27 protein-coding genes and 1 other annotated feature are annotated in these 25,997 nt (G+C 38.1%); of the genes, 25 read left to right on the forward strand and 2 right to left on the reverse strand.

Translation table 11 applies throughout. From position 1 onward, the window contains the following. Positions 1–241: 241 nt before the first annotated feature. Positions 242–1,270, reverse strand: a complete 1,029-nt coding sequence (locus tag AACL61_RS07225) for a lactonase family protein (RefSeq protein ID WP_102816516.1) — start codon at positions 1,268–1,270, stop codon at positions 242–244. A 114-nt stretch (positions 1,271–1,384) separates the two neighbouring features. Between AACL61_RS07225 and AACL61_RS07230 the strand changes: the two genes are divergently transcribed. The 3 genes from AACL61_RS07230 to AACL61_RS07240 all read left to right on the forward strand — a co-directional run bounded on the left by AACL61_RS07230 (position 1,385) and on the right by AACL61_RS07240 (position 5,275). Continuing rightward, positions 1,385–2,242, forward strand: a complete 858-nt coding sequence (locus AACL61_RS07230) for a methyltransferase domain-containing protein (RefSeq protein WP_102816517.1) — start codon at positions 1,385–1,387, stop codon at positions 2,240–2,242. Between the two features lie 171 nt (positions 2,243–2,413). Then, complete coding sequence (trmL, locus tag AACL61_RS07235; RefSeq protein ID WP_003666742.1) at positions 2,414–2,923, forward strand: tRNA (uridine(34)/cytosine(34)/5-carboxymethylaminomethyluridine(34)-2'-O)-methyltransferase TrmL; 510 nt, start codon at positions 2,414–2,416, stop codon at positions 2,921–2,923. Positions 2,924–2,944: 21 nt separating this feature from the next. Then, positions 2,945–5,275 (forward strand): DNA translocase FtsK, encoded by a 2,331-nt coding sequence (locus tag AACL61_RS07240; protein ID WP_102816518.1) that lies wholly within the window; start codon positions 2,945–2,947, stop codon positions 5,273–5,275. 61 nt (positions 5,276–5,336) lie between these two features. Here AACL61_RS07240 and AACL61_RS07245 read toward each other — a convergent pair whose 3' ends face one another. Beyond that, positions 5,337–5,456, reverse strand: a complete 120-nt coding sequence (locus AACL61_RS07245; protein WP_003666746.1) for a DUF4044 domain-containing protein — start codon at positions 5,454–5,456, stop codon at positions 5,337–5,339. Positions 5,457–5,584: 128 nt separating this feature from the next. Between AACL61_RS07245 and AACL61_RS07250 the strand changes: the two genes are divergently transcribed. From AACL61_RS07250 to AACL61_RS07355, 22 genes are all read left to right on the forward strand, one after another. Next, positions 5,585–5,938: a hypothetical protein gene (locus tag AACL61_RS07250; protein ID WP_003666750.1), complete on the forward strand. Its 354-nt coding sequence runs from the start codon at positions 5,585–5,587 to the stop codon at positions 5,936–5,938. Positions 5,939–6,079: 141 nt separating this feature from the next. Further along, the gene (gene mraZ / locus AACL61_RS07255; RefSeq protein ID WP_003666752.1) at positions 6,080–6,508 is read left to right on the forward strand and encodes a division/cell wall cluster transcriptional repressor MraZ; all 429 of its coding nucleotides are present in this window, start codon (positions 6,080–6,082) and stop codon (positions 6,506–6,508) included. 15 nt (positions 6,509–6,523) lie between these two features. Continuing rightward, on the forward strand, positions 6,524–7,480 hold the full coding sequence (gene rsmH / locus AACL61_RS07260) for a 16S rRNA (cytosine(1402)-N(4))-methyltransferase RsmH (protein ID WP_102817045.1): 957 nt from the start codon (positions 6,524–6,526) through the stop codon (positions 7,478–7,480). A gap of 7 nt (positions 7,481–7,487) precedes the next feature. Then, complete coding sequence (gene ftsL / locus AACL61_RS07265) at positions 7,488–7,859, forward strand: cell division protein FtsL (protein WP_003671810.1); 372 nt, start codon at positions 7,488–7,490, stop codon at positions 7,857–7,859. Beyond that, complete coding sequence (locus tag AACL61_RS07270) at positions 7,859–10,018, forward strand: penicillin-binding protein (protein ID WP_102817046.1); 2,160 nt, start codon at positions 7,859–7,861, stop codon at positions 10,016–10,018. Before ftsL ends, AACL61_RS07270 begins: the two co-directional genes overlap by 1 nt. A gap of 24 nt (positions 10,019–10,042) precedes the next feature. After that, on the forward strand, positions 10,043–11,014 hold the full coding sequence (mraY, locus tag AACL61_RS07275; RefSeq protein WP_003666758.1) for a phospho-N-acetylmuramoyl-pentapeptide-transferase: 972 nt from the start codon (positions 10,043–10,045) through the stop codon (positions 11,012–11,014). 12 nt (positions 11,015–11,026) lie between these two features. Then, entirely contained in the window at positions 11,027–12,397 is a 1,371-nt protein-coding gene (gene murD / locus AACL61_RS07280; protein WP_102817047.1) for a UDP-N-acetylmuramoyl-L-alanine--D-glutamate ligase, read from the forward strand. A 1-nt stretch (position 12,398) separates the two neighbouring features. After that, positions 12,399–13,511: an undecaprenyldiphospho-muramoylpentapeptide beta-N-acetylglucosaminyltransferase gene (murG, locus tag AACL61_RS07285; protein ID WP_339111183.1), complete on the forward strand. Its 1,113-nt coding sequence runs from the start codon at positions 12,399–12,401 to the stop codon at positions 13,509–13,511. Between the two features lie 27 nt (positions 13,512–13,538). Then, positions 13,539–14,387 carry a cell division protein FtsQ/DivIB gene (locus tag AACL61_RS07290; RefSeq protein ID WP_339111184.1) on the forward strand — a complete coding sequence of 283 codons (849 nt, stop codon included), beginning with the start codon at positions 13,539–13,541 and terminating at the stop codon, positions 14,385–14,387. A 120-nt stretch (positions 14,388–14,507) separates the two neighbouring features. Continuing rightward, on the forward strand, positions 14,508–15,881 hold the full coding sequence (ftsA, locus tag AACL61_RS07295) for a cell division protein FtsA (protein WP_003671798.1): 1,374 nt from the start codon (positions 14,508–14,510) through the stop codon (positions 15,879–15,881). A 17-nt stretch (positions 15,882–15,898) separates the two neighbouring features. Then, entirely contained in the window at positions 15,899–17,134 is a 1,236-nt protein-coding gene (gene ftsZ / locus AACL61_RS07300) for a cell division protein FtsZ (protein ID WP_085678128.1), read from the forward strand. Between the two features lie 70 nt (positions 17,135–17,204). Further along, positions 17,205–17,621: a cell division protein SepF gene (locus AACL61_RS07305; protein WP_003666769.1), complete on the forward strand. Its 417-nt coding sequence runs from the start codon at positions 17,205–17,207 to the stop codon at positions 17,619–17,621. An 18-nt stretch (positions 17,622–17,639) separates the two neighbouring features. After that, a complete protein-coding gene (locus AACL61_RS07310) occupies positions 17,640–17,900 on the forward strand; it encodes a YggT family protein (protein ID WP_003668315.1) in 261 nt (86 codons plus the stop codon). A gap of 22 nt (positions 17,901–17,922) precedes the next feature. Next, positions 17,923–18,708, forward strand: a complete 786-nt coding sequence (locus tag AACL61_RS07315; protein WP_339111185.1) for a YlmH family RNA-binding protein — start codon at positions 17,923–17,925, stop codon at positions 18,706–18,708. 21 nt (positions 18,709–18,729) lie between these two features. Then, positions 18,730–19,473 carry a DivIVA domain-containing protein gene (locus tag AACL61_RS07320; RefSeq protein ID WP_102817050.1) on the forward strand — a complete coding sequence of 248 codons (744 nt, stop codon included), beginning with the start codon at positions 18,730–18,732 and terminating at the stop codon, positions 19,471–19,473. A 20-nt stretch (positions 19,474–19,493) separates the two neighbouring features. Further along, positions 19,494–19,713: a binding site (T-box leader), on the forward strand. Between the two features lie 57 nt (positions 19,714–19,770). Then, positions 19,771–22,566 carry an isoleucine--tRNA ligase gene (gene ileS, locus AACL61_RS07325; protein WP_102817062.1) on the forward strand — a complete coding sequence of 932 codons (2,796 nt, stop codon included), beginning with the start codon at positions 19,771–19,773 and terminating at the stop codon, positions 22,564–22,566. Between the two features lie 109 nt (positions 22,567–22,675). Further along, a complete protein-coding gene (locus AACL61_RS07330; protein WP_003666775.1) occupies positions 22,676–22,879 on the forward strand; it encodes a cold-shock protein in 204 nt (67 codons plus the stop codon). A gap of 12 nt (positions 22,880–22,891) precedes the next feature. Then, the gene (locus AACL61_RS07335) at positions 22,892–23,443 is read left to right on the forward strand and encodes an NUDIX hydrolase (protein WP_003666776.1); all 552 of its coding nucleotides are present in this window, start codon (positions 22,892–22,894) and stop codon (positions 23,441–23,443) included. Continuing rightward, positions 23,436–23,699, forward strand: coding sequence for a hypothetical protein (locus AACL61_RS07340; protein WP_003671784.1), 264 nt, complete (start codon positions 23,436–23,438; stop codon positions 23,697–23,699). Before AACL61_RS07335 ends, AACL61_RS07340 begins: the two co-directional genes overlap by 8 nt. Positions 23,700–23,712: 13 nt before the next feature. Continuing rightward, the gene (locus AACL61_RS07345) at positions 23,713–24,408 is read left to right on the forward strand and encodes a 5'-methylthioadenosine/adenosylhomocysteine nucleosidase (RefSeq protein ID WP_339111186.1); all 696 of its coding nucleotides are present in this window, start codon (positions 23,713–23,715) and stop codon (positions 24,406–24,408) included. A 19-nt stretch (positions 24,409–24,427) separates the two neighbouring features. Further along, positions 24,428–25,582, forward strand: a complete 1,155-nt coding sequence (locus tag AACL61_RS07350) for a cysteine desulfurase family protein (protein ID WP_003671781.1) — start codon at positions 24,428–24,430, stop codon at positions 25,580–25,582. A gap of 1 nt (position 25,583) precedes the next feature. Continuing rightward, the gene (locus AACL61_RS07355; RefSeq protein WP_011953428.1) at positions 25,584–25,922 is read left to right on the forward strand and encodes a DUF1831 domain-containing protein; all 339 of its coding nucleotides are present in this window, start codon (positions 25,584–25,586) and stop codon (positions 25,920–25,922) included. Positions 25,923–25,997: the final 75 nt, after the last annotated feature.

A 25,997-nucleotide genomic window follows, 5' to 3' on the forward strand; every position in this document is an offset into this window, starting at 1 on the left:
CGTGTCAATATGGACTGCTTACCGTTATCAAGAAAAATTAGACAGCTTAACACCAGTACAATACCGGCATCAAGCTGCCTAAGAAACTTTGTATAATTTATTACCTAATTGACAGGACCTAGTTCAAACTTACCGAACATTGAAGGTCATTGTTGTTTGCGAAGGCTCTCAGAGGCTAACTTCGCGGCGAAAAACGAAATTATAAGTAACTTCGATCTTGCTCTCGCTGTTGATATTTAACTTATTTCCACTTCATTACACACACTGGTTCTGGACAACTAACATCTTTTTGAAGAAGAGTTAACTTACCAGTTGATGGGTTTCGCTTATAAAGAGTAAGGTTATCAGAGTTCTGATTTGAAGCTAAAAGATAATTTTCATCTTGATTTAGATTGAAATCACGTGGAAAATCTCCTTCAGTTGAAATAGATTGGATATGTTTAACGGTAAAGTCTGGTTGTACTTCAAAGACAGCAATAGTATTTTCACCACGATTTGAAGTATAGACAAACTTACCATCATTTGAAAGTCGAATAGCAGCTGCTCCATTGTGAGCTGTCCAGTCTTCAGGAATTGTTTTGAGCGTTTGAAGGTGCTTAAATGATGCATCCTTACTATTATACTTGAGTACTTCTAGTTTACTGCTTAGTTCACCTAAAAGATAAGCATAATTGCCATTTGGATGGAAAGCTATATGACGGGTACCAAAGCCATCTTCACACTTATAGCGAGAGACAGCAGTTAATTTACCATCATCAGAGACATCGTAAACCACAACAAGATCCATTCCTAAGTCACATACAACTAGACGATTGTCAGGAGTTAGATCGGCATAATGAACATGTGGAGCCTCTTGTTCAGGTTTAGGACCAGTTGCTCCTTCATGAAGGACAGAATCAGTTTGTGTCAACGTTCCATCTTCGTTGATCTTAAAAACATCTATTTTTGCTGTATGATAATTAGCACTGAATAATAAATGTCGTTTGTTATCAACGCCTACATATGCAGGAGGAGCACCGGCGGCTAAGACATCGCTTAGCATCTTAGCATTATCGTCACTTAATGAGTAAGAAGCAACGCCCCCCTTGTCATCTACTTGTTTGATTGCGTAAATACGACCATCTTGACCAACTTGTAAGTAAGCTGGCTTTTGAGATGGAATTGCTAATTCAACGTTCGTTATTTTTTCTTGGTCAGTATCGAGGGTAACTTTGTAGATCCCTTTACTTGTTTTTTTAGTATAAGTTCCAATTAGAAATTGTTCAGTCAAGGCAATTTCCTCCTTTTTGAAAATGCTTACCTATATAATAGCAATTTGCCCATCGTAATTCTAGCTGTGATACACTGTTATTAGTAATTTTTAGTTATTAATGGAGGAGAAAAGTTGAAAAAAGTTGAACGTCAACGAGAAATGGTAAAAAATAATCTTGCCCTTTTTCAATGCCCTGTTTGTGAACAGCCAATGGAGAGAGTTGAAGGAAACAGTATTATTTGCGGAAATAACCACCAATTTGACTTTAATCGGCATGGTTATCTTCACTTTTTCAATGGGGCTGCTAATACTGAATATGATCGATCAATGTTTGAATCTCGTCGCCAGTTATTAAATGCAGGACTCTTTAAGCCAATTATTGAAAACATCAGTAAATTCTTACCTTCAAAATCTTTAAAGATCTTAGATGTAGGAACTGGAGAAGGAACCCCATTATTACAATTAGGAACAATCCGTGCTAATTATAATGATACGATGATTGGCTTTGATATTTCGAAACCAGGGATAACACTTGCTACTCAATTACCGTTAAAGGCTTTTTTTTGTGTAGCTGATTTACGTAAATTACCTTTCAATGATGAGAGTTTTGATTGTATATTAGAGTTGTTTTCTCCATCTGATTATCAAGAGTTTAAACGGGTGTTAACGAAAGATGGAACCCTTATTAAGGTAATTCCTAACGCTAACTACTTAGTCGAATTACGTCACCTCTTATATGAAACTGGAGAGCGTAATTACCACTATGATAATTCACGAGTAATCGAGTTATTTAACCAACATTACCCTCATAGTAAAGTTGAAACGGTAACCTACCAATTTAGAATTCCAGACGGTTTACAACAGGCAATGCTGGAAATGACGCCTTTACACTGGGGAGCAAACGCTAAAAAATTATCTAAAGAAGAATTAATCCAATTAAAAACAATTACGGTGGATGTCAGCTTATTAATTGCGAAAAAAGCTAATTAATTATTGCAACATTACTAAATTAGTGCTAAATTATTATAAGAAATCGTTTGATAATTGACATCGAATATAAGTGTTTCGTTGGTAATTATCAAGGAGTACTTCATTAAAGCAGCGTTTCGCCGTGCCCACACCGAGACCCTGCTTTTTTTATTTTATTAAGGAGATTTTATTATGACAAACCATATTGTCTTGTTTGAACCATTGTTTCCAGCAAATACGGGAAATATTGCGCGAACTTGTGCAGGGACAAATACTGAATTACATTTAATCAAGCCATTAGGATTTTCAACTGATGATAAGCATATGAAACGGGCTGGATTAGACTACTGGGATAAAGTAAAGATCACGTATCATGAGGATTTACCTTCATTTATGAAGACTATTCCTGATATTAACCGTTTATATATTGTTTCTAAGTTTGCTACCCATGATTATAGTGATGTTGATTATACGGGTGAAGGAGATCATTATTTCCTATTTGGAAAAGAAACAACTGGCTTGCCCGAACGTTTTATGCAAAAATATCCAGAAAATGCTATCCGGATTCCACAAAATGATAATAATATTCGGGCCCTAAATTTATCAAACAGTGCAGCGATTGTTATTTATGAGGCATTGCGGCAACAGAGTTTTCCTAATTTAGCACGCGTTCATAAATATGAATTCGATAAATTAAAGTAACCTTAAGGAGGCAATAATGCGATGGCGAGAAGAAAAAAGGCATCATCCCGCCGGACAAGAGGGAAAAAACAACAGTATCGATTAATGGATAATCTATTAGGAATAATTGTTTGTCTCTTAATGTTAGTTGGCTTATTTAATTTAGGAGCATTAGGAACCTTTCTCGATAACTGTTTTAAGATTTTTGTAGGGTCATCCTTTCCAATTGCAATGATTATTGTTTTTCTTTATGGATTATGTTTTGCATTGTATGGGCATCGTCCGCATTTCAAAAAACGTTGGATTGCAGGAACTATTATTGCCTATATTGGTTTATTAATGTGGCTTCAGACAGTAATGTTTCAGCGTCTGAATCTTCATGCAAAGGTAATCGAAACTACTTGGAATAGTCTTAGTAAAGTCATTTTTAACGGTGATTCGACTGTTCCGGTTGGTGGAGGGATGATTGGCGCTTACCTATATAATGGAAGTAATATTTTAATTTCAGAAGTTGGAACAGCGGTATTGTCATGGTTGTTAATGATTATCGGAATTATTGTCTTTTTTGCATTACCGTGGCGCGAATTTCTAGTAAAATGTGGAATTGGTATTAAAAAATCTGGAGCAGCAATGGCTAATGCTCACGATCAATTAATGAAAAAGAGAACTGAGAGAGCAACCAAGGCAACTACGGTACCATCAATTAGCGTGCCCCTTGCTAAAGCATCAAGGCAGGTTAAAGATTTTTTTGCTGACCAAGAATCAGCTGAGCCAACGTCAACGCCGCCAGTTTCTCCAGCGATGCCTGCTCAAGATCCTGTTGAACCAACTATTAGGGTCGCAGGTGAAAGTCAGGTGGAAGAAACTCAGAGTGGACGCAAGGATGATCAGGACTCGAACCAACGTGATGATGCGGAAATTAAACTTGCAGGGATTGACGCTAAAGAAGACAATGATTATCAATTGCCGCCAGTCAGCCTGCTAAGTCAAGTAAAAGCAACAGATCAGCAGGAAGATTTGAATAATATCAAAAAGAACACCAAAACGCTCCAACAAACTCTAAAATCTTTTGGTGTGGATGCAACAGTTGAAAATGTTAATTTAGGTCCTTCCGTTACCAAATATGAGTTACGCCCAGCAGTAGGAGTAAAGGTTAGTCGAATAACCCATTTGGCTGATGATTTGGCACTGGCACTTGCGGCTAAAGATATCCGGATTGAAGCGCCGATCCCAGGGAAATCATTAATTGGGATTGAAGTTCCGAACCAGCAAATTGCAACAGTTGGTTTTCGCAATATGGTCGAAAATGCTCCTAGTAATGATAATCCCATGGAAGTTCCTCTTGGTCGCAGTGTCACTGGGGATATCAAAATGGCTGATCTAACTAAGATGCCACACCTTCTTATCGCTGGGGCAACTGGTAGTGGTAAGTCTGTTGCAATCAATGTTATCATTACAAGCATTTTATTAAAGGCTAAACCGCATCAGGTAAAGATGTTAATGATTGACCCTAAAAAAGTCGAATTGAGTGTTTATAATGGTATTCCCCATCTGCTCAGTCCGGTAGTTTCTGAACCCAAAAAAGCAGCTCGGGCATTAGGAAAAGTTGTTGCAGAAATGGAGCGTCGTTATGAATTGTTTGCAAAATTCGGTGTTCGTAACTTGGATGGATATAATAAGTTGGTCAAACAACAAAATGATGACCATCCTGATGAAGTTCAAGCTAACCTACCATTAATTTTAGTTATTGTTGATGAATTAGCCGACTTAATGATGACTGTTTCTCATGATGTTGAAGATGCAATTGTCCGGATTGCACAAATGGGGCGGGCTGCTGGTATTCATATGATTTTGGCAACTCAGCGTCCTTCTGTCGATGTTATTACAGGGCTTATTAAGGCTAACGTTCCTTCTCGAATTGCCTTTGCGGTTTCTAGTGGGGTTGATTCGCGAACTATTATCGATACTAATGGGGCAGAAAAGCTCCTTGGTCGAGGTGATATGTTATTTGAACCAATTGATCAAAATAAGCCAGTCCGGATTCAAGGTGCATTTATTTCTGATCATGATGTTGAATCAGTAGTAGACTTTATAAAAAACGAGCGAGTAGCTGAGTATGACGATAATATGGTTGTAACTGACAATGAAATTGAGCAAGAAGAGCAAGCTGAAGAGGAAGATGAATTATTCCCCGAAGTATTAGATTTTGTGGTTGATCAACAAAAAGCATCAACTTCGCTAATTCAGCGGCGATTTAGAATTGGTTATAATCGTGCAGCAAGAATTATTGATGATATGGAACAGCGCGGTTTTATCGGACCAGCTAATGGCTCAAAACCACGGGAAGTTTATAAGCAAAAAAGTGAGGAATAAAAAAGACCGGAGAAACTTTTCTCCGATCTTTTTTATTCCGATTACATGGATGTTTAATAGGCTAAATTAAGTTTAAGGATGCAACTGCTCCAAAGATTAAAGAACCAAGCATTGCAATTAACATGAGCCAAATAGCAACCATGGTAATTTTTTGGAAACGAGTTTTCTTTTTTCGCTGCATTATTAACCATCCTTCCATTTTTATCAATAATAGTAGTGTAACGCATCTTTAATGCCTTTTTCAAATCTAGTTTTAGATTATGTTAAACTTAAATTACTTATTTAAAGAGAAGGGGACTGAAAAGGTTGATGGTTAGTATTCAAGTTATAATTTTAGAGATTATTTTATTATTAGTGATTGGGATAGTAGAACGATTATTAGTACGAATATTTCATCATCCTAAAAAAACAAAGCATTTATGGTGGGGATGGACAATTATTTTATGGATTCTGATAATCTTTAATATTGGATTCTATTGGCCAGCTTATCCTATTGCCTTATGGATGATTCTAGCTCTGTTATTAATTGCTTTACAAATTATTCACAATCATGAATTCATTTATCGCCGTTACTGGCCAGTATTTTGGCGGTATTCGGCATATTATGCTTTAATTATATATATTGGTAGCTTAATTATTTCACCATGGTTACCGTTGATATAAAAATATTGAGTGAGTTGGAAAATTAATTTTCTGCTCACTTTTTTGCCTATTACTTTTTGGTAAAATTCACAAAATTACGTGGTGAGAAGTGGGGGATTGTGGTAGACTTGACCTATAACGTGGTAAAGGAGGACATTAGTCGTGTTAATGGGAGAATTTACACACACTATTGATTCCAAAGGCCGACTAATTATTCCTGCCAAATTTCGAGAACAATTGGGGGCACACTTCATTGTTACTCGGGGGTTAGATGGATGTTTGTTTGGATATCCATTAAATGAATGGGCGATTTTAGAACAAAAGCTAAAGGCGCTCCCATTAACAAAGCGTGATGCACGTGCATTTGTACGCTTTTTATATTCCGCTGCGACAGATTGCGAAATTGATAAACAAGGACGGATTAATATTCCGATAACATTACGAACTCATGCTTCACTTGAAAAGAAATGTGTAATCGTTGGTGTGTCTAATCGCTTAGAAATCTGGAGCGCTGAACGGTGGAATAAATTTACAAGCGAAACAGCTGATAATTTTGATGAGATTGCTGAAGATCTTAATATTGATTTTTAATGGAGGTTTTAGTTGATGGCAGAATTTAAACATGTAACGGTACTTTTAAAGGAGGCCGTAGCAGGATTAAATGTGCAACCAACAGGTACCTACGTTGATGCAACATTAGGTGGTGGTGGTCATACGCAAGCTATTTTACAACAGCTCGTCGATGGCCACCTATATTCATTTGATCAAGATCAGACGGCAATTAATTACAATAAAGAACAGTTAAAAACAGCAATAGAGCAACAAAAATTAACATTAATTGAAGATAATTTCCGCAACTTAAAAGCGGAATTGGATAGCTATAATGTAAAACGTGTTAATGGAATTTTATATGATTTAGGTGTTTCATCTCCACAGTTCGATGATGCTAAAAGAGGTTTTAGCTATCAGCATGACGCCCCCTTAGACATGCGGATGAATCAGGAACAAAAATTGTCGGCAATGGAAGTTGTTAACGAATGGTCATATGAACGGCTCGTTAAGATTCTTTACCGATATGGAGAAGAAAAATTTGCCAAGTCAATTGCTAGAAAGATTGAACAACGCCGAAAGATAGCACCAATAAAGACGACATTTGAATTAGTTGATGTGATTAAAGAGGGAATTCCAGCAGCAGCTCGCCGTCATGGTGGTCATCCAGCGAAAAAGAGTTTTCAAGCTATTCGGATAGCAGTTAACGACGAATTAGGTGCTTTAGAGGAATCGTTAGAGCAAGCATTAGACTTGTTGGATGTTGGAGGACGAATAAGTGTTATTACCTTCCAATCCCTAGAAGATCGGTTAGTAAAGACAATGTTTCGTGAAAAGACTTCATTAAGTGGGAATGTACCGCAGGGATTACCAGTAATACCAGCGGGAATGGAACCAAACTTCAAATTAATTAATAAAAAGCCGATTGTAGCTAGTGAGGAAGAATTAGCGGTAAATCATCGTGCGCATAGTGCCAAGTTGAGGATAATCGAGAAAATTAGAGAAGGAAAGTGACAGAATTATGGTTTCAAATGCGGCAAGGCAACTGGCGGGAGAGCAACAACCGCAGCAAGCGCCAAGAAAAAAGACTTATCAACAACTAAAAATTTCTCCAAGTCCGGTTAGATGGTCAAAATTTGAAAGATCTTTAGTAGCAGTAGGTAGCTTAATTACGCTATGCTTAATGATTAGCTTACTTTCTACAAAAATTAGTATTAATAATCAGCAACGGCGCTTACAGGATACCCAAACTCAAATTACTAAGGCAAAAAGTAGTAATACAAGTTTGCAGCAAGAAATCGCTGAATTGACGACTCAATCGCATTTGAAATCAGCAGCACATAAATATGGATTATCAGATAAAAATTCAAATGTAAGGAACGTTAATAAATAATGAATAAGAAGCCACAACGAACGAAAAATAGGGGACATAGAGAAAACCGAGGGACCTTTGGCAAATGGCTCTTTCTAATCACGGTTGGATTGTTTACCTTATTTATCGTTCGTTTTGCATATATCGCAATAAATAAGGATGTTCAACATGTTAACTTACGGTCACAAGCGGAACAAATTTATACCCAGCAGCGAATTATTCAAGCGCGACGGGGTGGTATTTATGATTCAGAAGGAAATCCCTTGGCAACTGATACAAGTAAATATACCCTCTATGCGGTTTTGGATCGAACCCAAAAGTCTTCTGATGGTAAACCGTTATATGTAAAAGATCGAAAAAAAACTGCCAAGGTATTATCACAGTATATTGACCTGACACCAAAGCAAATTGAAAAGATTCTTAAACCAAAAGGGCAAGCCTACCAAGTTGAATTTGGAAATGCTGGAAGCAACCTTTCTGTTTCAACAATGCAGAAGATCAAGAACCGGCACTTGCCAGGAATTAATTTTATTGCGACTCCAGCACGTCAATATCCAGAAGGCGAATTTGCTTCTCAAATAATTGGGATGGCAACTCCTAAAGTTAAAAATGATAATGGAACTGAAGAGACCAACTTAGTGGGACAATTGGGCTTAGAAGGCTACTTTAATAAACAACTGACAGGAATAAACGGGTTGAGAAAAGATAAACAGGACGTCTATGGATACCAAATTGCTAATTCTAAGCAGGTAACTAAAAAAGCCGTCAATGGAGATAATATCTACACTACCCTTGATTCACAAACCCAACATTTTCTCGAAAATAAAGTTAATAAAGTTTATAAAAGTTCTAACGCCAATGCAATGACTGCAGTTGTAATGGAAGCTAAAACAGGTAAAATTATTGCCGCTACGCAACGGCCAACTCTTCATGCAGAAAATAATCCTGTTTGGCGGAATATGTTAGTTCAAGATGCTTATGAACCAGGTTCGGTAATGAAAATTTTGTCATTAGCTGCTGCTATTGATACCGGACATTTTAATCCTAATGCGACCTTTAATTCGGGAACATGGGCTATGGGTGGCGGAAAAATCACTGATTGGTCAAATTCTGGTTGGGGAACAATTTCCTATAAAGATGCTTTTGATATGTCTAGTAATGTTGGGTTTGCTCATGTAGAGCAGGACATGGGAGCAGAGACATGGATGAAGTACATTAAACGATTTGGCCTGTTAAAAAAAGTTAATGTTATCGGAATGAGTAACGAGGTTAATGGTTATACTTCATTCAAAGGGATTCTTGCTCAGGCAAATACCGCTTTTGGACAGGGAATTACTGTAAATGTCATGCAGATGATGCAAGCGTTCAGTGCTATTGGCAATAATGGTAAAATGATGAAGCCTTATATTGTTAGCAAAGTTGTAGATGGTAATAGCGGAAAGACGATTCAAAAGGTTAAGCCTAAAGTTGTTGGACACCCAATAAAAGCATCGACAGCGAAAAAGGTCCTTGGTTACATGCAAGGCGTTGTTTATGATCAAAAGGGCCTTGGCCATGATTACCAAATTAAGGGTTACCGAATTGCTGGAAAGACCGCAACTGCACAAATTGGTGGTGCTCATGGTTATTCAACTGGTGATACAAACTACCTTTACTCCTTTGCAGGGATGGCACCAGCTAAAAATCCAAAGTATATTATGTATGTCACCCTTCGCCAACCGCAAAACCTTAAAAAAACAGCAACCAAACAAATTGCCAGCGTCTTTAATCCGACAATGAAAATGTTGTTGAGCCAACAAAAAGTTGCAGAAAAGGTCAAGAAAAAGGTTATTACAATGCCTAATGTTGTTGGTCAAGCAAGCGATGAAGCTAATAAAGAATTATCAGGTAAAGGAATGCAGGTAATTGTTGTAGGTTCTGGCAAGAAAGTTAAACAACAATCAGCAGTTCCAGACGAACAAGTGTTAACAGATCAACATGTTATTCTTGATACTGGTGGCGAGTATAAAATGCCAGATATTTCTGGATGGAGTTCTGCGGATGTTCAACAATTAGCTAAGGTCCTTAAGCTAAAAGTAAAAGAAAATGGAAACGGCTATGTTACTCAGCAAAGTATTTTACCTGATACAACTATTAAGCGTGGAACAACTTTAACCGTTCAATATGAAGCTAAAAACTAGCAGAGAAACTAATTGGAGGTAAATATGAATTTCTTAAGTGCAGTTTTGACTATTCTTAGTTCATTCTTAATTACGTTTTTATTGATGCCCTCGTTAATTAAATATTTTCGGGCTAAAAAAGAAGGTCAGCAAATTCGTAAGGAAGGCCCTACCTGGCATGCTAAAAAGGCTGGGACGCCAACAATGGGAGGATTATTGTTCATCTTCTCTGCAGTAGTAACAATTTTATGGGTTGCTGCTTGGCAAGGGTTAATTACGAATACGCTGTGGGCACTCCTCTTTGTCCTGGTTGTTTATGGCCTGATTGGGATGTGGGATGATAGTATTAAAATCTTCCACCATCAAAATGAAGGATTTAAACCATGGCAAAAGGCGCTATGTCAGGTATTAGCAGCAATGGTCTTTACAGTTATTTACCAACATGAAGGTTTTCAAATGGGCTTTGGAACAACTCAAATTGGTTGGCTTTACGGTTTGTTTATTATTTTTTGGATCGTCGGCTTTTCAAATGCTGTTAATTTAACCGATGGACTTGATGGCTTGGTAAGTGGTCTTTCCATTATTTCTTTTGCGGCTTATCTAATCATTGCTTTAGTAAATCTCAATCAACCAGGTTATCCTGAAATTGCTCTTTTCTGTTTAGCAATGATCGGAACTTTACTAGGTTTCTTCCCTTATAATCATAAGCCCGCTAAGATTTTCATGGGTGATATGGGATCTTTAGCAATTGGGGCATCCTTAGCCGCTGTTTCATTGTTATTACATCATGAATGGTCCTTATTAGTAATTGGAATTGTTTATGTTTGTGAAACTGCTAGTGTTATTCTTCAAGTGGCTTCATTCAAAACAACTGGTAAACGAATTTTTAAGATGACCCCAATCCACCATCATTTTGAAATGAGTGGGTGGAGCGAATGGAAAATTGATATTGTGTTTTGGCTTGTAGGGTTAGTGGCTGCAATTATTGCCGTTACAACAATCTTATTAGTTGGTTAGGAGTAAAGAGAAATGAAAAAAATTGATGAATATCAAGGTAAAAAAGTTCTTGTAATGGGTTTCGGAATTAGCGGCATTAATGCGGCCCACTTATTGGTAAAACTTGGTGCCAATGTTACCGCTAATGATAAAGCAACTCCTAAAAATAATGATATTGTTGATGATTTAGAAGCTGATGGAATCAAGGTAATTACTGGTGATAATCCCATTTCATTAGCTAATGAAGGTTTCGATGTTGTAGTAAAAAATCCTGGAATTCCTTATGATAATCCATTAGTGGCTGCATTTGTTAAGCAAGGGACCCCCATTATTACAGAAGCAGAATTAGGATGGCAAATTTTTGATGGTCACCTTGTAAGTGTAACCGGAAGTAATGGGAAGACTACTACAACGACTTTAACCCAACTAATGATTGCTGAAAATGCAAAACATCAAGTAAAATATGCAGGTAATATTGGAATTTCCTTTAGCAAAATTGCTGAGGATTTAGGGCCAGACGACACATTGGTCACGGAATTATCTAGTTTCCAATTATTAGGAGCACCAACAATTCATCCGCATATTGCAATTATTACTAACATTTTTTCTAACCATTTAGACTATCATAAGACACGAGAAAACTATATTAATGCAAAACTTAATATTACCCGGAACCAAACCAAGGATGATTTCTTAGTTATTAACTGGGATCGTGATGAATGGCAAAAGATTGCCCAGCGTAGTCAAGCTACCATTGTGCCATTTTCTCGTCTCAATAAGAGTCATGAAGGCTCTTATGTAGAAGATGGAATGATTTACTGGCGTGGGCAAGAAGTTATGCCAACCAAGGATATTCGATTGATCGGTCCCCAAAATGTAGAAAATGCATTGGCAGCAATTGCAGCGGCAAAATTAAGTGGTGTTACAAATGATGCAATAAAGAAAGTTTTAACAACATTTAGTGGAGTTCGTCACCGCTTACAATATGTGATGGAATACCAAGAACGACTTTTCTACAATGATTCAAAATCAACTGATATTGAAGCTACTGAAGTTGCCTTGCAAGGCTTTGATCGTCCAGTAATTCTTTTAGCGGGTGGCCTGGATCGTGGTTACACCTTTGAACGGTTGGTTCCTTACTTTAAGAAGCACGTCAAGGCAATGATTGTTTTTGGTGAATGTAAAGATAAAATGAAGGATGCGGGAAATCAAGCTGGGGTTCCAGTAATTGAAAGTGAAAATGCAATTACTGCGGTACCAGAAGCATGGAAGCTGAGTGAACCAGGAGATGTCATTCTCCTCTCGCCTGCTAATGCTAGTTGGGACCAATTCCCGAGCTTTGAAGTTCGTGGTGATAAATTTATTGAAGCAGTTGAAGAATTAACAGGAAAGAAGGAACAATAAGATGCGGTTATTGGTATCAGGTGGTGGAACTGGTGGTCATATCTACCCAGCATTAGCATTAATCGAACTCTTAAAGCAGGTTGAGCCAGATACTGAAGTGTTATATGTTGGAACAACTCGTGGCCTTGAAAATAAAATTGTACCGGATGCCGGAATTGAGCTTGAAACAATGCATATGCAGGGCTTTAAGCGTTCTCTTTCTCTTGAAAATTTTAAGACAATCTATCTTTTCTTAAACTCTGTCCATCATGCTAAAAAAATTATTAGTGAGTTTAAGCCTGATGTTGTTTTAGGGACGGGAGGATATGTAAGTGGAGCTGTCCTATATGCTGCCGCAAAGAAACATATCCCAACCGTAATTCATGAACAGAATAGCGTTGTTGGCGTAACAAACAAGTTTTTAAGTCGCTATGTTGATCAAATTGCAATTGCATTTGAAGCTGCACGTAGTCAATTTCCTGCTGATAAAGTTACAATGGCAGGTAATCCTCGTGCTCAACAGGTAGCAGCTAAAAAAGATAGTGACTTTTCATGGACCAGTTATGACTTGAAAGATGCTGTTCCAACTTTAATGATTTTTGGAGGAAGCCAAGGAGCACCGAAAATCAATAAGACAGTTGTCGACGCTATTCCAGAGTTCAATAAGCGTCCTTATCAGGTTATCTTTGCAACTGGTCAAAAACGGTACGATGATGTAAAGAAGCAACTAGCAGAAAGTAATATTAAACCAGCTGATAATGTTAAAGTTGTTCCTTACATTAAAGATATGCCGGCTAAAATGCCTCGGGTAGCGGCTTTGGTATCGCGAGCAGGGGCAACCACCATTGCTGAGGTAACAGCACTCGGAGTTCCTACAATTCTAATTCCTAGTCCATATGTTACCGCTAACCACCAAGTAAAGAATGCTCAAGCTTTAGTTAAGAACAATGCTGGTCTAATGATTACTGAAGATAAGTTAGATGCCCGGGCATTGCTGACTCAAGCAGATAAGATTATGGAAGATGAAGAAGTACGTAAAGAAATGGCCCATGCTGCTGAAAAGATGGGACGGCCAGATGCTGCTGATAGACTAATTAAGATCTTGCATAAGGCAATTGACGAACACGAAAAATAAAGTATAGATTAGGAAGGGGGAGAAAAGATGTTGGATGATAGATCAGCAATTGAGCATCATAAATATTCACAGCGGCTAACTGAATTAGAAAAGCGAAGTGCTGCTGCTCAACAGCGACAACAGCAAAGAAAACCTTCGAAAACTCATGTTGGTAATAAGATTCGCGGAATTAAGATTAAGCGCTATGTTTCTAATGGCGAGCGAGTCTTAAAATTAGTTGTATTATTCAGTGTTATTCTCCTCTCTATGCTTTATATTATTTCTCCCTTGAGCAAAATTACTACGCTTCATGTAACTGGTAATCATGATTTAACTAAAGAACAAGTAGAAAAAAACACAAACATTTATCCAGGACGGTTTATTTGGGGCGTTTATCTTGCTCGTCATCAACTCACTAAACAAGCTATTCGCAAAAATCCTCAAATAAAAGATTTAAGGATCAAGGTAACCGGTCCCCAGTCTCTGCAAATATCTGTAAAAGAAAATGCGCTTTTAGGAACAGCGGTGATGAATAATGATACATACGCCGTTTTAGCTGACGGCCAATTACAGCGGACAAAAACTGCTGATAATGGTATTGCTTATAGGTGTTTTGATGGTCATAAAAAAGCTCTTGCTACGACGGCTGCTCAGCTAGGAAAGCTGAAGCCGGCAATAAGGAATGGTATTTCAAGTGTGAGTTATCAACCAACTAAAGAATATCCAGATCGCGTTATTATTTATATGCGTGATGGTAATACAGTTTATGGCGACTTAAATACTATCGGTAATAAAATGGAATATTATCCTGCAATTTCAGCAAGTATGAAAAATAAGGGAATTATAGATCTTCAAGTCGGAGCTTATTCTTATGATTATGGATCTAAGGATAAATGATTTTGTGAAAAACCTTGATAATTCCCTTTTTTGTCATTGTTTATCTGTGGTAAAATTCTTATATAGGTTAAAAATACAATTAATTTAATTAATGATAGTCTTAGGAGGGTTCCTTTTAGAATGAATAATTCAGAAGTATACGTTGGATTAGATATTGGAACCACCTCGATCAAGGCACTGGTGTGTGAAAGTGTTAAGGGTCAGTTGAAAGTTATTGGTGTTGGTGTAGAACGATCGGCAGGGTTAAACCGAGGAGTTATTGTCGACATTGATAAAACCGCCCAGGCAATTTCGGCGGCGGTAGCACAGGCCGAGGAAAAGTCCAACGTAGAGATTCAAAGTGTTGTAGTTGGCTTACCGGCAAATTACTTACAAATGCAACGAGTACACGGTATGATTACGATTGCAACAAGAGGACAATCAAGAGAGATTGTTAACCAAGACGTAATTGACGTTGCTCGTGAAGCGTTGACGCAAAGTATTCCCCCCGAGCGGGAAATAATTGATTTAATTCCAACAGAATTTACTGTTGATGGCTTTTCTGGTATTAAGGACCCCCGTGGAATGGTTGGTGTCCGTTTAGAAATGAAGGCCACCTTGTATACAGGACCTAAGACCATTATTCATAATACAAAAAAGGCAGTTCAACAGGCAGGATATGACATTAAAGATTTTGTTATTACGCCGATCGCAACAGACTTTAACCTCCTTAATGATGGAGAGCAAGATTTTGGTACTGTTGTTATTGATTTAGGTGGTGGTCAAACAACGACCAGTATTATTCATGATCATCAATTAAAGTATACTTATGTTGATCCTGAGGGTGGGAAATACATTACTAAAGATATTTCTACGGTCATGAATACATCATTAAAAAACGCTGAACAACTTAAGCTAAATCATGGATATGCTATGGCATCCTTAGCCGATGAAGATGTTCAAGTTGACGTTGATGTTGTTGGTCAAAATGATCCTGTCCAATATTCAGAGCAGTATTTATCAGAAATAATTGAAGCACGAGTAAGGCAAATTTTTGATCGTATTCAGGATAAACTTAAGGCTATTCATGCCCCTGAATTACCGGGAGGAGTAGTCTTGATTGGTGGAGTGGCTGCTCTGCCAGGAGTTAAGGAACTTGCTGAACAGTACTTTACTGGTAATATTAAGGTGAATGTTCCAGAACAAATGGGCATTCGTCACCCTCGCTATGCGGTTAGTTTAGCTTTGGGGATGTATGAAAATCAGTTATCAGATATTGATCGATTAATTAAGCAAACTGTTCAACGAATTGATACGATTAAGAGTCCTCATGAAGAAAAAAGACAAGTTGTTAATCAGCCACGTCAACAATGGACTGAAAAATCTGATAAATTACAACGTTCACAGCGAGAAGCACAGCAGCAACCAGTTACTGAAGAGCCAGCGCCAAAGAAGAAAAAGCAAAATGGCCTAAGTAATCGGTTTAAAAACATTTTTAATAATTTATTTGACTAATTTGGAGGAATACTGCTATGGATAACGAAACGTTCGCTAACGACAACCAATTTGCGGAAGCGCAAATCAAAGTAATTGGTGTTGGTGGAGCTGGCGGTAATGCCGTCAACCGAATGATCACTGAAAAAGTACAAGGTGTTGACTTTATTGTTGCTAACACCGACCTACAAGCATTAAATAATTCTCAAGCAACAACTAAGATCCGCTTAGGACCTAAATTGACAAAGGGATTAGGTGCTGGTTCAAATCCAGAAGTAGGTGAAAAAGCTGCCCAAGAAAGTGAAGAACAAATTAAAAAAGCTCTTGAAGGCGCAGATATGGTCTTCATTACAGCCGGAATGGGTGGTGGAACTGGTACTGGAGCAGCCCCAGTTGTAGCTAAGCTTGCTAAGGATAGTGGAGCATTAACTGTTGGTGTTGTGACTCGTCCGTTCTCATTTGAAGGACCTCGTCGAGCACGCTATGCTGCAGAAGGACTTGAAAAGTTAAAGTCAAATGTTGATACTTTAATTATCGTTGCTAATAACCGTTTATTAGAGATGATTGATAAGAAGACGCCAATGATGGAAGCATTTAAAGAAGCCGATAATGTTCTTCGTCAAGGTGTACAAGGTATTTCAGACTTAATTGTTACCCCAGGTTACATCAACCTTGACTTTGCTGATATTAAGACATTGATGTCTAATCAAGGTTCTGCCTTAATGGGGGTTGGTGCTTCTACTGGTGAAAACCGTGCTACTGAAGCAACTAAGAAGGCTATTTCTTCTCCATTACTTGAAGTGTCAATTGATGGGGCTCAACATGTCTTGATGGATATTACTGGTGGTAAAGACTTATCAATGTTTGAAGCTCAAGAAGCATCAGATGTGATTAAACAAGCTGCTGGAACTAATGTTGATATTTCATTTGGTATGTCCTTAAATGAATCAATGGGCGATGAAGTTCGCGTTACTGTAATTGCCACTGGAATTGATAAGAAAAAGAAAATTCAACAACAAAAGCCAGCGGAAAAAGAAGCACCACGAGTAACTCGGTCTATTCCACAAGAAGAACAACCAAAGCAACGAGATCCTTTTGATGGTTGGAATGATCCAACAGCCGATACAAGTAACCAATCAAGAAATTCTGATAACGAATTTTCTCACGTTACTAAGCCAGAATTTAACGTATTTAACGATGATGCGGCTAATACGGATGACAATGATGATACTAACTTATCGACTCCACCGTTCTTCAAGAATCGTCGTAAGTAAATAATTTAGCAAAAAGGTGGATTTTTTAATCCGCCTTTTTCTGTTTAGACCTATTAAGGAGGGTAATACAATGGCAGCAAATTTTTTAAAAAGCCTATTTGGTGAAGAAGACATTGATGAACAAGATGGTCTCTATGAAACGAGTGAACAAGTTTCAACGCCAGCAAACACAAGCAACAAAGTAGTTTCAATTAATAGCGGGCGTCTTAACCAAATGAGTCAGATTTCCTTATACGAACCCCGTCTTTATGCAGATGTAAAGCAGATCGCATCCCAATTATTAGAAGGACATGCGGTGATCGTTAATTTCACTCAAATGGATACAAATGTTGCCGCACGGTTAGTAGACTTTTTAAATGGCACCGTTTTTGCAATTGATGGTGAAATGAAACGGATCGGAAAGGAAATTTTCCTCTGCACCCCTAAAAACTATGAAATCTCAGGTAGTTTAACGAGTAATCTAAAAAATGATGGTGATAAATTTTAGTCACTAAAAGGAGTTAACATGATCGCATTTTTATTATGGGCTCTTAATCAATTAGTTGATGCTTATATTTTAGTAATAGTTGTGTGGTGCATTATGTCATGGTTTCCAAATGCACGTAATTCACGACTCGGTGATATTATCAATCGGTTGGTAGAACCTTATATGCATTGGTTTGACTTTATTCCTCCAATTGGGGGGATAAGTTTTGCGCCGATGATCGCTATCCTTGTACTATATTTTGTTCAAGCAGGATTAGCACAAATAGCAGCAATCATTTAATTAATACTAAGAGGAAGTAAATTTGAGCGAGGATAATATTAAACAACATTTTCGTCCGGATGAAGCCACCCTTATTAACCAAGCAAATGACTGGGTAGCCACTGCAGAAGGCCAATATCGTCCTGTCCTCACTCCTTTTTTAAATCCACGTGAACGTTTTATTATCCAAACGATTGTTAATCGAAATAACAATGTTAAAATAACAATGTATGGTGGTTGGCAAGGCGCAGAAATGCAACGAGTTCTAATTTATCCGCCTTATTATGAACCCTCTATCGAAGACTTTGCTTTACAGGCTTTAGAGATAAACTATCCTGTTAAGTTTTCAGAACTTCACCATCGGCAAATTATGGGAACATTAATCGGTGAAGGGATGGAGCGGAATGCATTTGGTGATATTTTAACTGATGGAGCGCATTGGCAAGTGATCGTAACGAAACCAATGGCAGAGTATTTACGGAAAAACGTTGAGCACGTTGGCCAAATTAAGGTTAAATGGATTCCGATCGCAACAGAAGCAGTGGTAACACCTAAAGAGGAATGGGTACCGATAGTTACAACAGTTTCATCACTACGGTTAGATGTTGTGATAGCTGCAGGCTTTAATTATTCACGAAACCGGGCAAAGCAATTAATAGAGCATGGTCAAGTTCGATTAAACTGGGAAGAGATTGATCGTCCAGATTATCAAATTGTGGTTCATGATTTGATATCTGTGCGTCATGGTGGTCGCCTCAGAATCGATATGACCAATGGGAAAACAAAAAAAGATAAAGAAAGAATTACCATTTCAGTTGTAAATGCGTAATTTGAATGGAGGAATTTACTCATGAGTTTGACGGTTGATCAAATTAACAATAAGCAATTTAATACTAAGATGCGGGGTTATAATCCTAAAGAAGTTCAAGAATTTATTCAGGAAGTTTCACAAACGGTCCAACAATTAATAACTGAAAATAATAATTTACAAGAACAAGTACGGGCTAACGATAGCAAGATTAAGTACTTTGCTGACTTGAAAGATTCTTTAAATAAGTCAATTTTAGTTGCTCAAGAGGCCGCTGATAAGGTTAAAAATAATGCTAAGCGTGAAGCAGATATTATGATTCGTGAAGCGCAAAAGCAAGCAACTGATATTGTTTCGGAAGCTAATGATAAGTCAAATCAAGTAATTGAAGACGCTGCTAATTCTACTAAGAAGTTAACAAGTGAAACTAATGATCTTCGTAAACAGACTCGGATCTTCCGTCAACGGCTTCAAGTCATGCTTGAATCTCAATTAGAAGTCATTAAGAGTAATGAATGGGACAAGCTTTTGGAAAATGATGACTTGAGTAAATATGACGAAATTGAAAAAATTTTAGGTAGTCGTCTTGACAGCAGTTCACCAACCAGTGTAGAATCAACTGCAACAACTGCTAGTGAAGAACAACCTGTTGAATCAGAACAGCCAGTTGCTTCTGCTGAACAAACAGAAGAAGAGAGTACACCTGTACAACCAACAGCTGTTAACGATGACAAAGGATCAGATGCACCTGAAACTGTTGTTGTCTTCCCTGATAATAACAAGTAAATCACTAGAATCGTATTTTAATAAAATCGTTGAAGAGAATTGGAATAATTATCATAACGTTGAAGCGAGTCAACAATTGGTGAGAGGTTGATAATGTTTAACTATTCCTGATCATCTCGGAGTACCTCATTTGAGTTAGTTAGGATGAGGCGGTTCATTATCGTTATCTAATGACATGAGGAAACTTTAATCTTAAAGTTTTAAATCCGGGTGGTACCGCGAAGAAGCTTCGTCCCAGTAATGGGAGGAAGCTTTTTTATTATTAAAATACAAGAATTAATGAAAGGGGTAGTTACAATGCGTGTTAAAGATACGTTAAACCTTGGCCGTACTAAATTTCCAATGCGCGGAAAGTTACCTGTAACTGAGGCACAACGGGAACAGCTATGGGAAGAAAATAAAGTTTATGAACTACGACAAAAACTAAATGAAGGAAAGCCTACTTTTGTTTTACATGATGGGCCTCCATATGCTAATGGTAATATTCACATTGGCCACGCTATGAACAAGATTTCTAAAGATTTTATTGTGCGCTATAAGTCAATGTCTGGCTACCGGGCACCTTATGTTCCTGGTTGGGATACTCACGGATTGCCAATTGAACACCAATTGACTAAGTCCGGTTACGACCGTAAGAAGATGAGCTTAACTGAATTCCGTGATCTTTGTCGGGAATATGCCCTTAAGCAAGTTGATAAGCAACGGACTGACTTTAAGCGGTTAGGTGTAAGTGGTGAATGGGATCATCCATACCTTACCCTTGATAAAGAATTTGAAGCTGCTCAAATTCGGGTATTCGGTGAATTTGCTAAGAAAGGTCTATTATACCAAGCTAAGAAGCCAGTTTACTGGTCATGGTCTTCAGAATCAGCCTTAGCAGAAGCCGAAGTTGAATATCATGATGTTGTTGCTAAAACAGCCTTCTTCGTAGAGCAAATTAAAGATGGCAAAGGCCGTTTAGATAATGATACATATTTAGTTGTATGGACGACAACACCATGGACTGTTCCTGCTTCTGAGGCAGTTGCGGTTAATCCAAAGTTTGATTACTCTGTTGTAAAGCCAGCAAATGATGACCGGAAATTTGTTGTTGCAACAGACCTGCTTGAGAAATTAGCAGAAAAACTTGGGTGGGAAGATTATGAAGTTGTTGATCATTTAATGGGTCAAGAACTTGAAGGGATGACTACTCAACACCCATACCTTGATCGTGATCTTCTTGTTGGTTTAGCAGATTATGTTACTGCTGATGCTGGTACTGGCCTTGTTCACACTGCTCCTGGATATGGGGATGATGATTACAACTTTGGTAAAAAGTATGACTTGCCAATTTTTGCCCCAATCAATGATCAAGGTGTTTTAACTAAGGAAAACGGTGAAGGCTTTGAAGGGGTATTCTACCAAGATGCTGATGATGTATCTCTTCAAAAGCTAGAAGAAAACAATGCTCTACTTCTTCAAGAGCCATTACAACACAGTTACCCATTTGATTGGCGGACAAAGCAACCAATCATCTTCCGGGCAACTGATCAATGGTTTGTATCAATTGAAAAGATGCGCCAAAATATTTTGGACGCCTTAGAAGACGTTAAGTACCACCCAGAATGGGGAAAGGTTCGTCTTCGCAATATGATCAAAGACCGTGGTGATTGGGTAATTTCTCGTCAACGTGTTTGGGGTGTACCTCTACCAATCTTCTATGCTGAAGATGGCACACCAATCATGGAAGAAGAAATAATCAACCATGTAGCAGAATTATTTGCTAAGTATGGTTCTAATGTTTGGTTTGAACGTGAAGCAAAAGATCTTTTGCCAGAAGGATACACTAATGAACATTCTCCTAATGGTAAGTTCACTAAGGAAACTGACATTATGGACGTATGGTTTGATTCTGGTTCATCACACCAAGGGGTATTAGCTGAACGTGATTATTTAACATACCCAGCGGACCTTTACCTTGAAGGGTCTGACCAATACCGTGGTTGGTTTAATTCTAGTTTGATTACCAGTGTTGTATGTTCAGGACATGCGCCATATAAGGAAATCGTTTCTCAAGGGTTCACACTTGATAAGCGCGGTAACAAGATGAGTAAATCTCAAGGTAACGTTATCGATCCAAATAAGGTTGTTCAACAAATGGGTGCGGAAATTATCCGGTTATGGGTAATGAGTGCTGATACTTCAGCTGATGTTCGTGTATCGATGGGAACATTCCAACAGATTTCTGAAGCATATCGTAAGTTGAGAAATACGTTCCGCTTCTTACTTGCTAATACTAGTGACTTCAATCCTGAAGAAAATACCGTTTCTTATGAGAAGTTACAATCGGTAGACAAGTACATGTTGGTTAAACTCAACCACTTCTTAAAGACAATGCGGGAAGATTTTGATAATTATGATTTCCTTGATGCTTATAAGGCATTGATCAACTTTGTAAACAATGATCTTTCAGCTTTCTACATGAACATTGCCAAAGATGTGCTCTATATTGAGGCTGAAAATTCAGAAGTTCGGCGGTCAATGCAAACCGTCTTCTACGATATCCTTTTGACACTTGTTAAACTTCTTACGCCAATTCTCCCTCATACTACAGAAGAAGTATGGAGCTACATGAATGAACCAGAAGATTTTGTTCAATTAACTGAAATTCCAGATCCACGGACATTCGCTGGTGAAGAAGAGCTATTGAGCAAGTGGGATGACTTTATGGAAGTACGTTCACATGTTCTGAAGAGTCTTGAAGAGGCACGGAATGCTAAGCTAATCGGTAAATCACTTGAAGCTCAAGTTGATCTTTACTTAACCGATGATCAAAAGCAATTACTTGATAGTCTTAATGAAAACATTCAATTATTGCTAGGGGTTTCTGCTCTTCATGTCCATCCAGCTGATGAAGCGCCTGCTGATGCTGACCAATACAACGATGGGGTAGCAGTTAAGGTTACAACTGCTAATGGTGAAACTTGTGCTCGTTGTCGCATGGTTAAGGAAGATGTTGGCAGTGATCCAGCATATCCTGAATTATGTGCTCGCTGTGCTGCGATTGTTCGGGAAAACTTCCCTGAAACAGCAGAAGATGGTTTAGAAGAATAATCTCTAAAAAAACTGGTTTTCGTTATCCAGTAAATGACAATTATTTTTAAGCGGTGTAAAATACCAAGTGACACTTGTTGCTTGGTATTTTATTATGGAGTTGGTAAAAATGCTCAAAGGAAAAGTAAAAAGTTTTGACGAACAAAAAGGATGGGGCTTTATTACAGTTCCTCACGAAGGAGAAATTTTTGTTCATTATAGTGGAATTGAAGGAACGCGTCGTCGTATCCTTCACCCTGATGAAGAGGTCTCATTAGTAATTGTTCAAGGACAAAAGGGACCACAAGCAGCACATGTTCGTGTTTTAAGATAAGGATGGGTTCTAATGGAATTTGAAGAGCGACCAATAAGTAGTAAAACAGTTTTTCACGGCCATTTAATCGATGTTGAAGTACAGCAAGTTATCACCCCACATGGTAATAAAACACAACGAGAAATCGTCCACCATGCACCAGCAATTGCGATTTTGGCTTTGACGGCTGATAATAAAATGATTCTTGAAAAACAGTGGCGCGCACCAATTGCGAAAACAACCCTTGAAATTCCTGCGGGGAAGCTCGACCAACGGGATGCTGATAATGCTCTTCATGCGGCTAAACGTGAATTAAATGAAGAAACAAGGTATGAAGCAACAAGTTTAAAAAAGATTTCTTCATTTTATACTTCTGTTGGTTGTATGGATGAATACATGACTCTTTATTTGGCCACGGGATTAAAACGGGTTAGCAACGAGCTGCCGCAAGATCAAGATGAACAATTGATGTTAAAAGAAGTAACTTTACCACAAGCGCTTGAAATGATTGATCAAGGCGAAATTGAAGATGCTAAGACAATCATGGCAATCTATTACTGGCAAGGAATGAACAACCGTGGATAATAAACAACAAGATGAGCAACAATCACGTATGTCACGTAGTCAATATCGTCAACAGCAACGTCAGACTGAACAACCTAATGAAGCGGCAGAAAATACAACTGATCGACCTTATAGTCGCGAAGCAGTTGCTAGTCAGCGTCATGACGAAACAGTGGCAGAAAAAACAGCGCGCTTGAAGCGTCGCTTAAATATTGCAATCATTGCTTTGATTGTGGCAATTATTATTGTTTACTTAATACTATTTTATGTTGGATAAAAAGGAGAAAAATATGCGATTTGGAATTATTTGTGCAATGCCTGAAGAAATTAAAGAATTAACTGCGAAGTTATCTGATAAACAAGAAAAGGAAATCGGGGGTAAATCCTACCTTTTCGGTAAGATCAGTAATCAAGACGTTGTATTAGTAGAATCTGGAATTGGTAAAGTGGAAGCTGGGATTACTACTGAACATTTAATTACCGATTGTGAGGCAGATGTTGTGATTAATTCTGGATCAGCTGGCGGGATTGGTGAAGGCTTACATGTTGGGGACATTGTAATTTCAACTGAAACGGCCTACCATGATGTCGATGCAACTGCATTTAATTACCGTTATGGTCAACTCCCAGGGAAAGAACCGCGCTTTAAGGCTTCTGATCAATGGGGACAAGCCTTAGAAAAAGCCGGCGAAAAGACTGGTTTAAATGTAAAACGAGGATTAATTGTTTCTGGTGACCAATTTATTGCAAGCTCAGAAGCAATTACAAAGATTTTGAATAATTTCCCTGATGCACTTTCTAGTGAAATGGAAGGGGCAGCAGTTGGACAAGTTGCCACTGACCACCAAATTCCATATGTGGTAGTTCGGGCAATGTCTGATACAGGTGATGAAGATGCCGGCGTTAGTTTTGACGACTTTATTATTGATGCCGGAAAACGCTCTGCAAACATGCTTCTTCAGCTCTTTGCAGATTTAGATAAGTAAATGGAAGGATGAAAAACTCGTGAGTGAGATTTATTTGGATAATGCAGCAACAACCCCAATGACCCCAGAAGTGATTGCGGAAGTGACTAAACAAATGCAAGAATCATGGGGAAATGCCTCAACTGGTTACTCTTATGGGCGTCATGCCAAACTTGTAATGGAAGATAGTCGTCACGTTCTTGCCCAAAGCATTAATGCTGATGATAATGAGATTATCTTTACCAGTGGGGGGACTGAAAGTGATAATACTGCTATTATCCAAACTGCTTTTAAACGGCAGAATCTTGGTAAGCATATTATTACAACTGCCATTGAGCATGAGGCAGTCTTAAAACCTCTCCATTTTTTAGAAGAACATGGCTTTGAGGTAACCTATTTGCCAGTTGATGAAAATGGTAATATCTCAATTGATGATTTTAAGGCCGCTCTTCGTGATGATACGATTTTAGTAACCATTATGATGGAAAACAATGAAGTGGGTAGTCAAATGCCTATCCATGAGATTGGTGAAATTTTGAAAGACCATCAAGCATGGTTCCATACAGATGCAGTTCAAGCATATGGACTGTTGCCAATTGATGTTAAAGCTGATCATATTGATATGCTTTCAACATCGGCCCATAAGATTAATGGGCCAAAGATGATGGGATTTTTATATCGTCGTGATGGCATTAGTTTTCCAAGCTTTATTAAGGGTGGGGACCAAGAAACTAAACGCCGTGCGGGGACTGAAAATGTACCTGGAATTGCCGGTTTTGCTAAAGCGGTAGAATTAAACACGCCGGAGGTAAAAGAAGAACGCCGTGATCGTTATTATGCCTTTAAGCAAAAGATCGTTAATGCGCTTAAGGAAAATAATGTTGATTTTGAAATTAATGGACAAATCAACAAAACCCACGTGCTTAACTTATGGTTTAAGGGAATTTCAACTTATGTTATCCAGACAGACCTAGACCTTGCAGGCATCGCAGTCTCTGGTGGTTCTGCATGTACAGCGGGTAGTATTGAACCTTCTCACGTTTTAACAGCGATGTTTGGCGCTGATAGCCCCCGAATTAGTGAATCAATTCGAATTAGTTTTGGTGGGTTAAATACGGAAGAAGATATTGATCAGTTAATTGCTACGATTGTTAGAACCGTTGAAAACCTAAAGAAAATTAATGGGGACAATTAAAATGGAATTTACAAAAACAGTACAAATTTCTGGTGATAAGGATAAATACACAATTAGCCCAGAGATAAAAAAATATGCTTTACTTGATTTGGGATTTGAACAGACTAACCGGGGAAACTTTGAATATTTAGGAAGTCTCGATACTGATAACCCATTTAAACCGGTTGCCCGTCTTCGGATTTTAATTAACAGTGATTTAGACGGTTTTAAAATGGAGACTCTTTCAGGAAATGGTTTAAGAAAAATTAATATTTTTAATCACCAACGCGCAGCTGAATTTATTCAACAATATCACTATATTTTAGATGAAATGGTTGCCCGGCAAATATTCACTAAATAAAAACTGTGCAGGGATTGAAATACTCTGGTACAATGGTTATCACTGGATGCATGCGACCTTCAATCGTAGATTATT

The sequence above is a fragment of the Limosilactobacillus reuteri subsp. porcinus genome, from assembly GCF_036621895.1.
Classification (GTDB): Bacteria; Bacillota; Bacilli; order Lactobacillales; family Lactobacillaceae; genus Limosilactobacillus; species Limosilactobacillus reuteri_J.

Excerpts from the sequence above, each read along its gene's own strand:
- AACL61_RS07305 (WP_003666769.1), top strand. The coding sequence starts at position 17,205 with ATGGCAGCAAATTTTTTAAAAAGCCTATTTGGTGAAGAAGACATTGAT.
- AACL61_RS07240 (WP_102816518.1), top strand. The coding sequence starts at position 2,945 with ATGGCGAGAAGAAAAAAGGCATCATCCCGCCGGACAAGAGGGAAAAAA.
- AACL61_RS07330 (WP_003666775.1), top strand. The coding sequence starts at position 22,676 with ATGCTCAAAGGAAAAGTAAAAAGTTTTGACGAACAAAAAGGATGGGGC.
- AACL61_RS07245 (WP_003666746.1), bottom strand. The coding sequence starts at position 5,456 with ATGCAGCGAAAAAAGAAAACTCGTTTCCAAAAAATTACCATGGTTGCT.
- AACL61_RS07250 (WP_003666750.1), top strand. The coding sequence starts at position 5,585 with ATGGTTAGTATTCAAGTTATAATTTTAGAGATTATTTTATTATTAGTG.
- ftsA (WP_003671798.1), top strand. The coding sequence starts at position 14,508 with ATGAATAATTCAGAAGTATACGTTGGATTAGATATTGGAACCACCTCG.
- trmL (WP_003666742.1), top strand. The coding sequence starts at position 2,414 with ATGACAAACCATATTGTCTTGTTTGAACCATTGTTTCCAGCAAATACG.
- AACL61_RS07345 (WP_339111186.1), top strand. The coding sequence starts at position 23,713 with ATGCGATTTGGAATTATTTGTGCAATGCCTGAAGAAATTAAAGAATTA.
- mraY (WP_003666758.1), top strand. The coding sequence starts at position 10,043 with ATGAATTTCTTAAGTGCAGTTTTGACTATTCTTAGTTCATTCTTAATT.
- ileS (WP_102817062.1), top strand. The coding sequence starts at position 19,771 with ATGCGTGTTAAAGATACGTTAAACCTTGGCCGTACTAAATTTCCAATG.
- AACL61_RS07270 (WP_102817046.1), top strand. The coding sequence starts at position 7,859 with ATGAATAAGAAGCCACAACGAACGAAAAATAGGGGACATAGAGAAAAC.
- AACL61_RS07290 (WP_339111184.1), top strand. The coding sequence starts at position 13,539 with ATGTTGGATGATAGATCAGCAATTGAGCATCATAAATATTCACAGCGG.
- ftsZ (WP_085678128.1), top strand. The coding sequence starts at position 15,899 with ATGGATAACGAAACGTTCGCTAACGACAACCAATTTGCGGAAGCGCAA.
- AACL61_RS07310 (WP_003668315.1), top strand. The coding sequence starts at position 17,640 with ATGATCGCATTTTTATTATGGGCTCTTAATCAATTAGTTGATGCTTAT.
- AACL61_RS07335 (WP_003666776.1), top strand. The coding sequence starts at position 22,892 with ATGGAATTTGAAGAGCGACCAATAAGTAGTAAAACAGTTTTTCACGGC.
- ftsL (WP_003671810.1), top strand. The coding sequence starts at position 7,488 with ATGGTTTCAAATGCGGCAAGGCAACTGGCGGGAGAGCAACAACCGCAG.
- AACL61_RS07355 (WP_011953428.1), top strand. The coding sequence starts at position 25,584 with ATGGAATTTACAAAAACAGTACAAATTTCTGGTGATAAGGATAAATAC.
- rsmH (WP_102817045.1), top strand. The coding sequence starts at position 6,524 with ATGGCAGAATTTAAACATGTAACGGTACTTTTAAAGGAGGCCGTAGCA.
- murD (WP_102817047.1), top strand. The coding sequence starts at position 11,027 with ATGAAAAAAATTGATGAATATCAAGGTAAAAAAGTTCTTGTAATGGGT.
- murG (WP_339111183.1), top strand. The coding sequence starts at position 12,399 with ATGCGGTTATTGGTATCAGGTGGTGGAACTGGTGGTCATATCTACCCA.
- AACL61_RS07320 (WP_102817050.1), top strand. The coding sequence starts at position 18,730 with ATGAGTTTGACGGTTGATCAAATTAACAATAAGCAATTTAATACTAAG.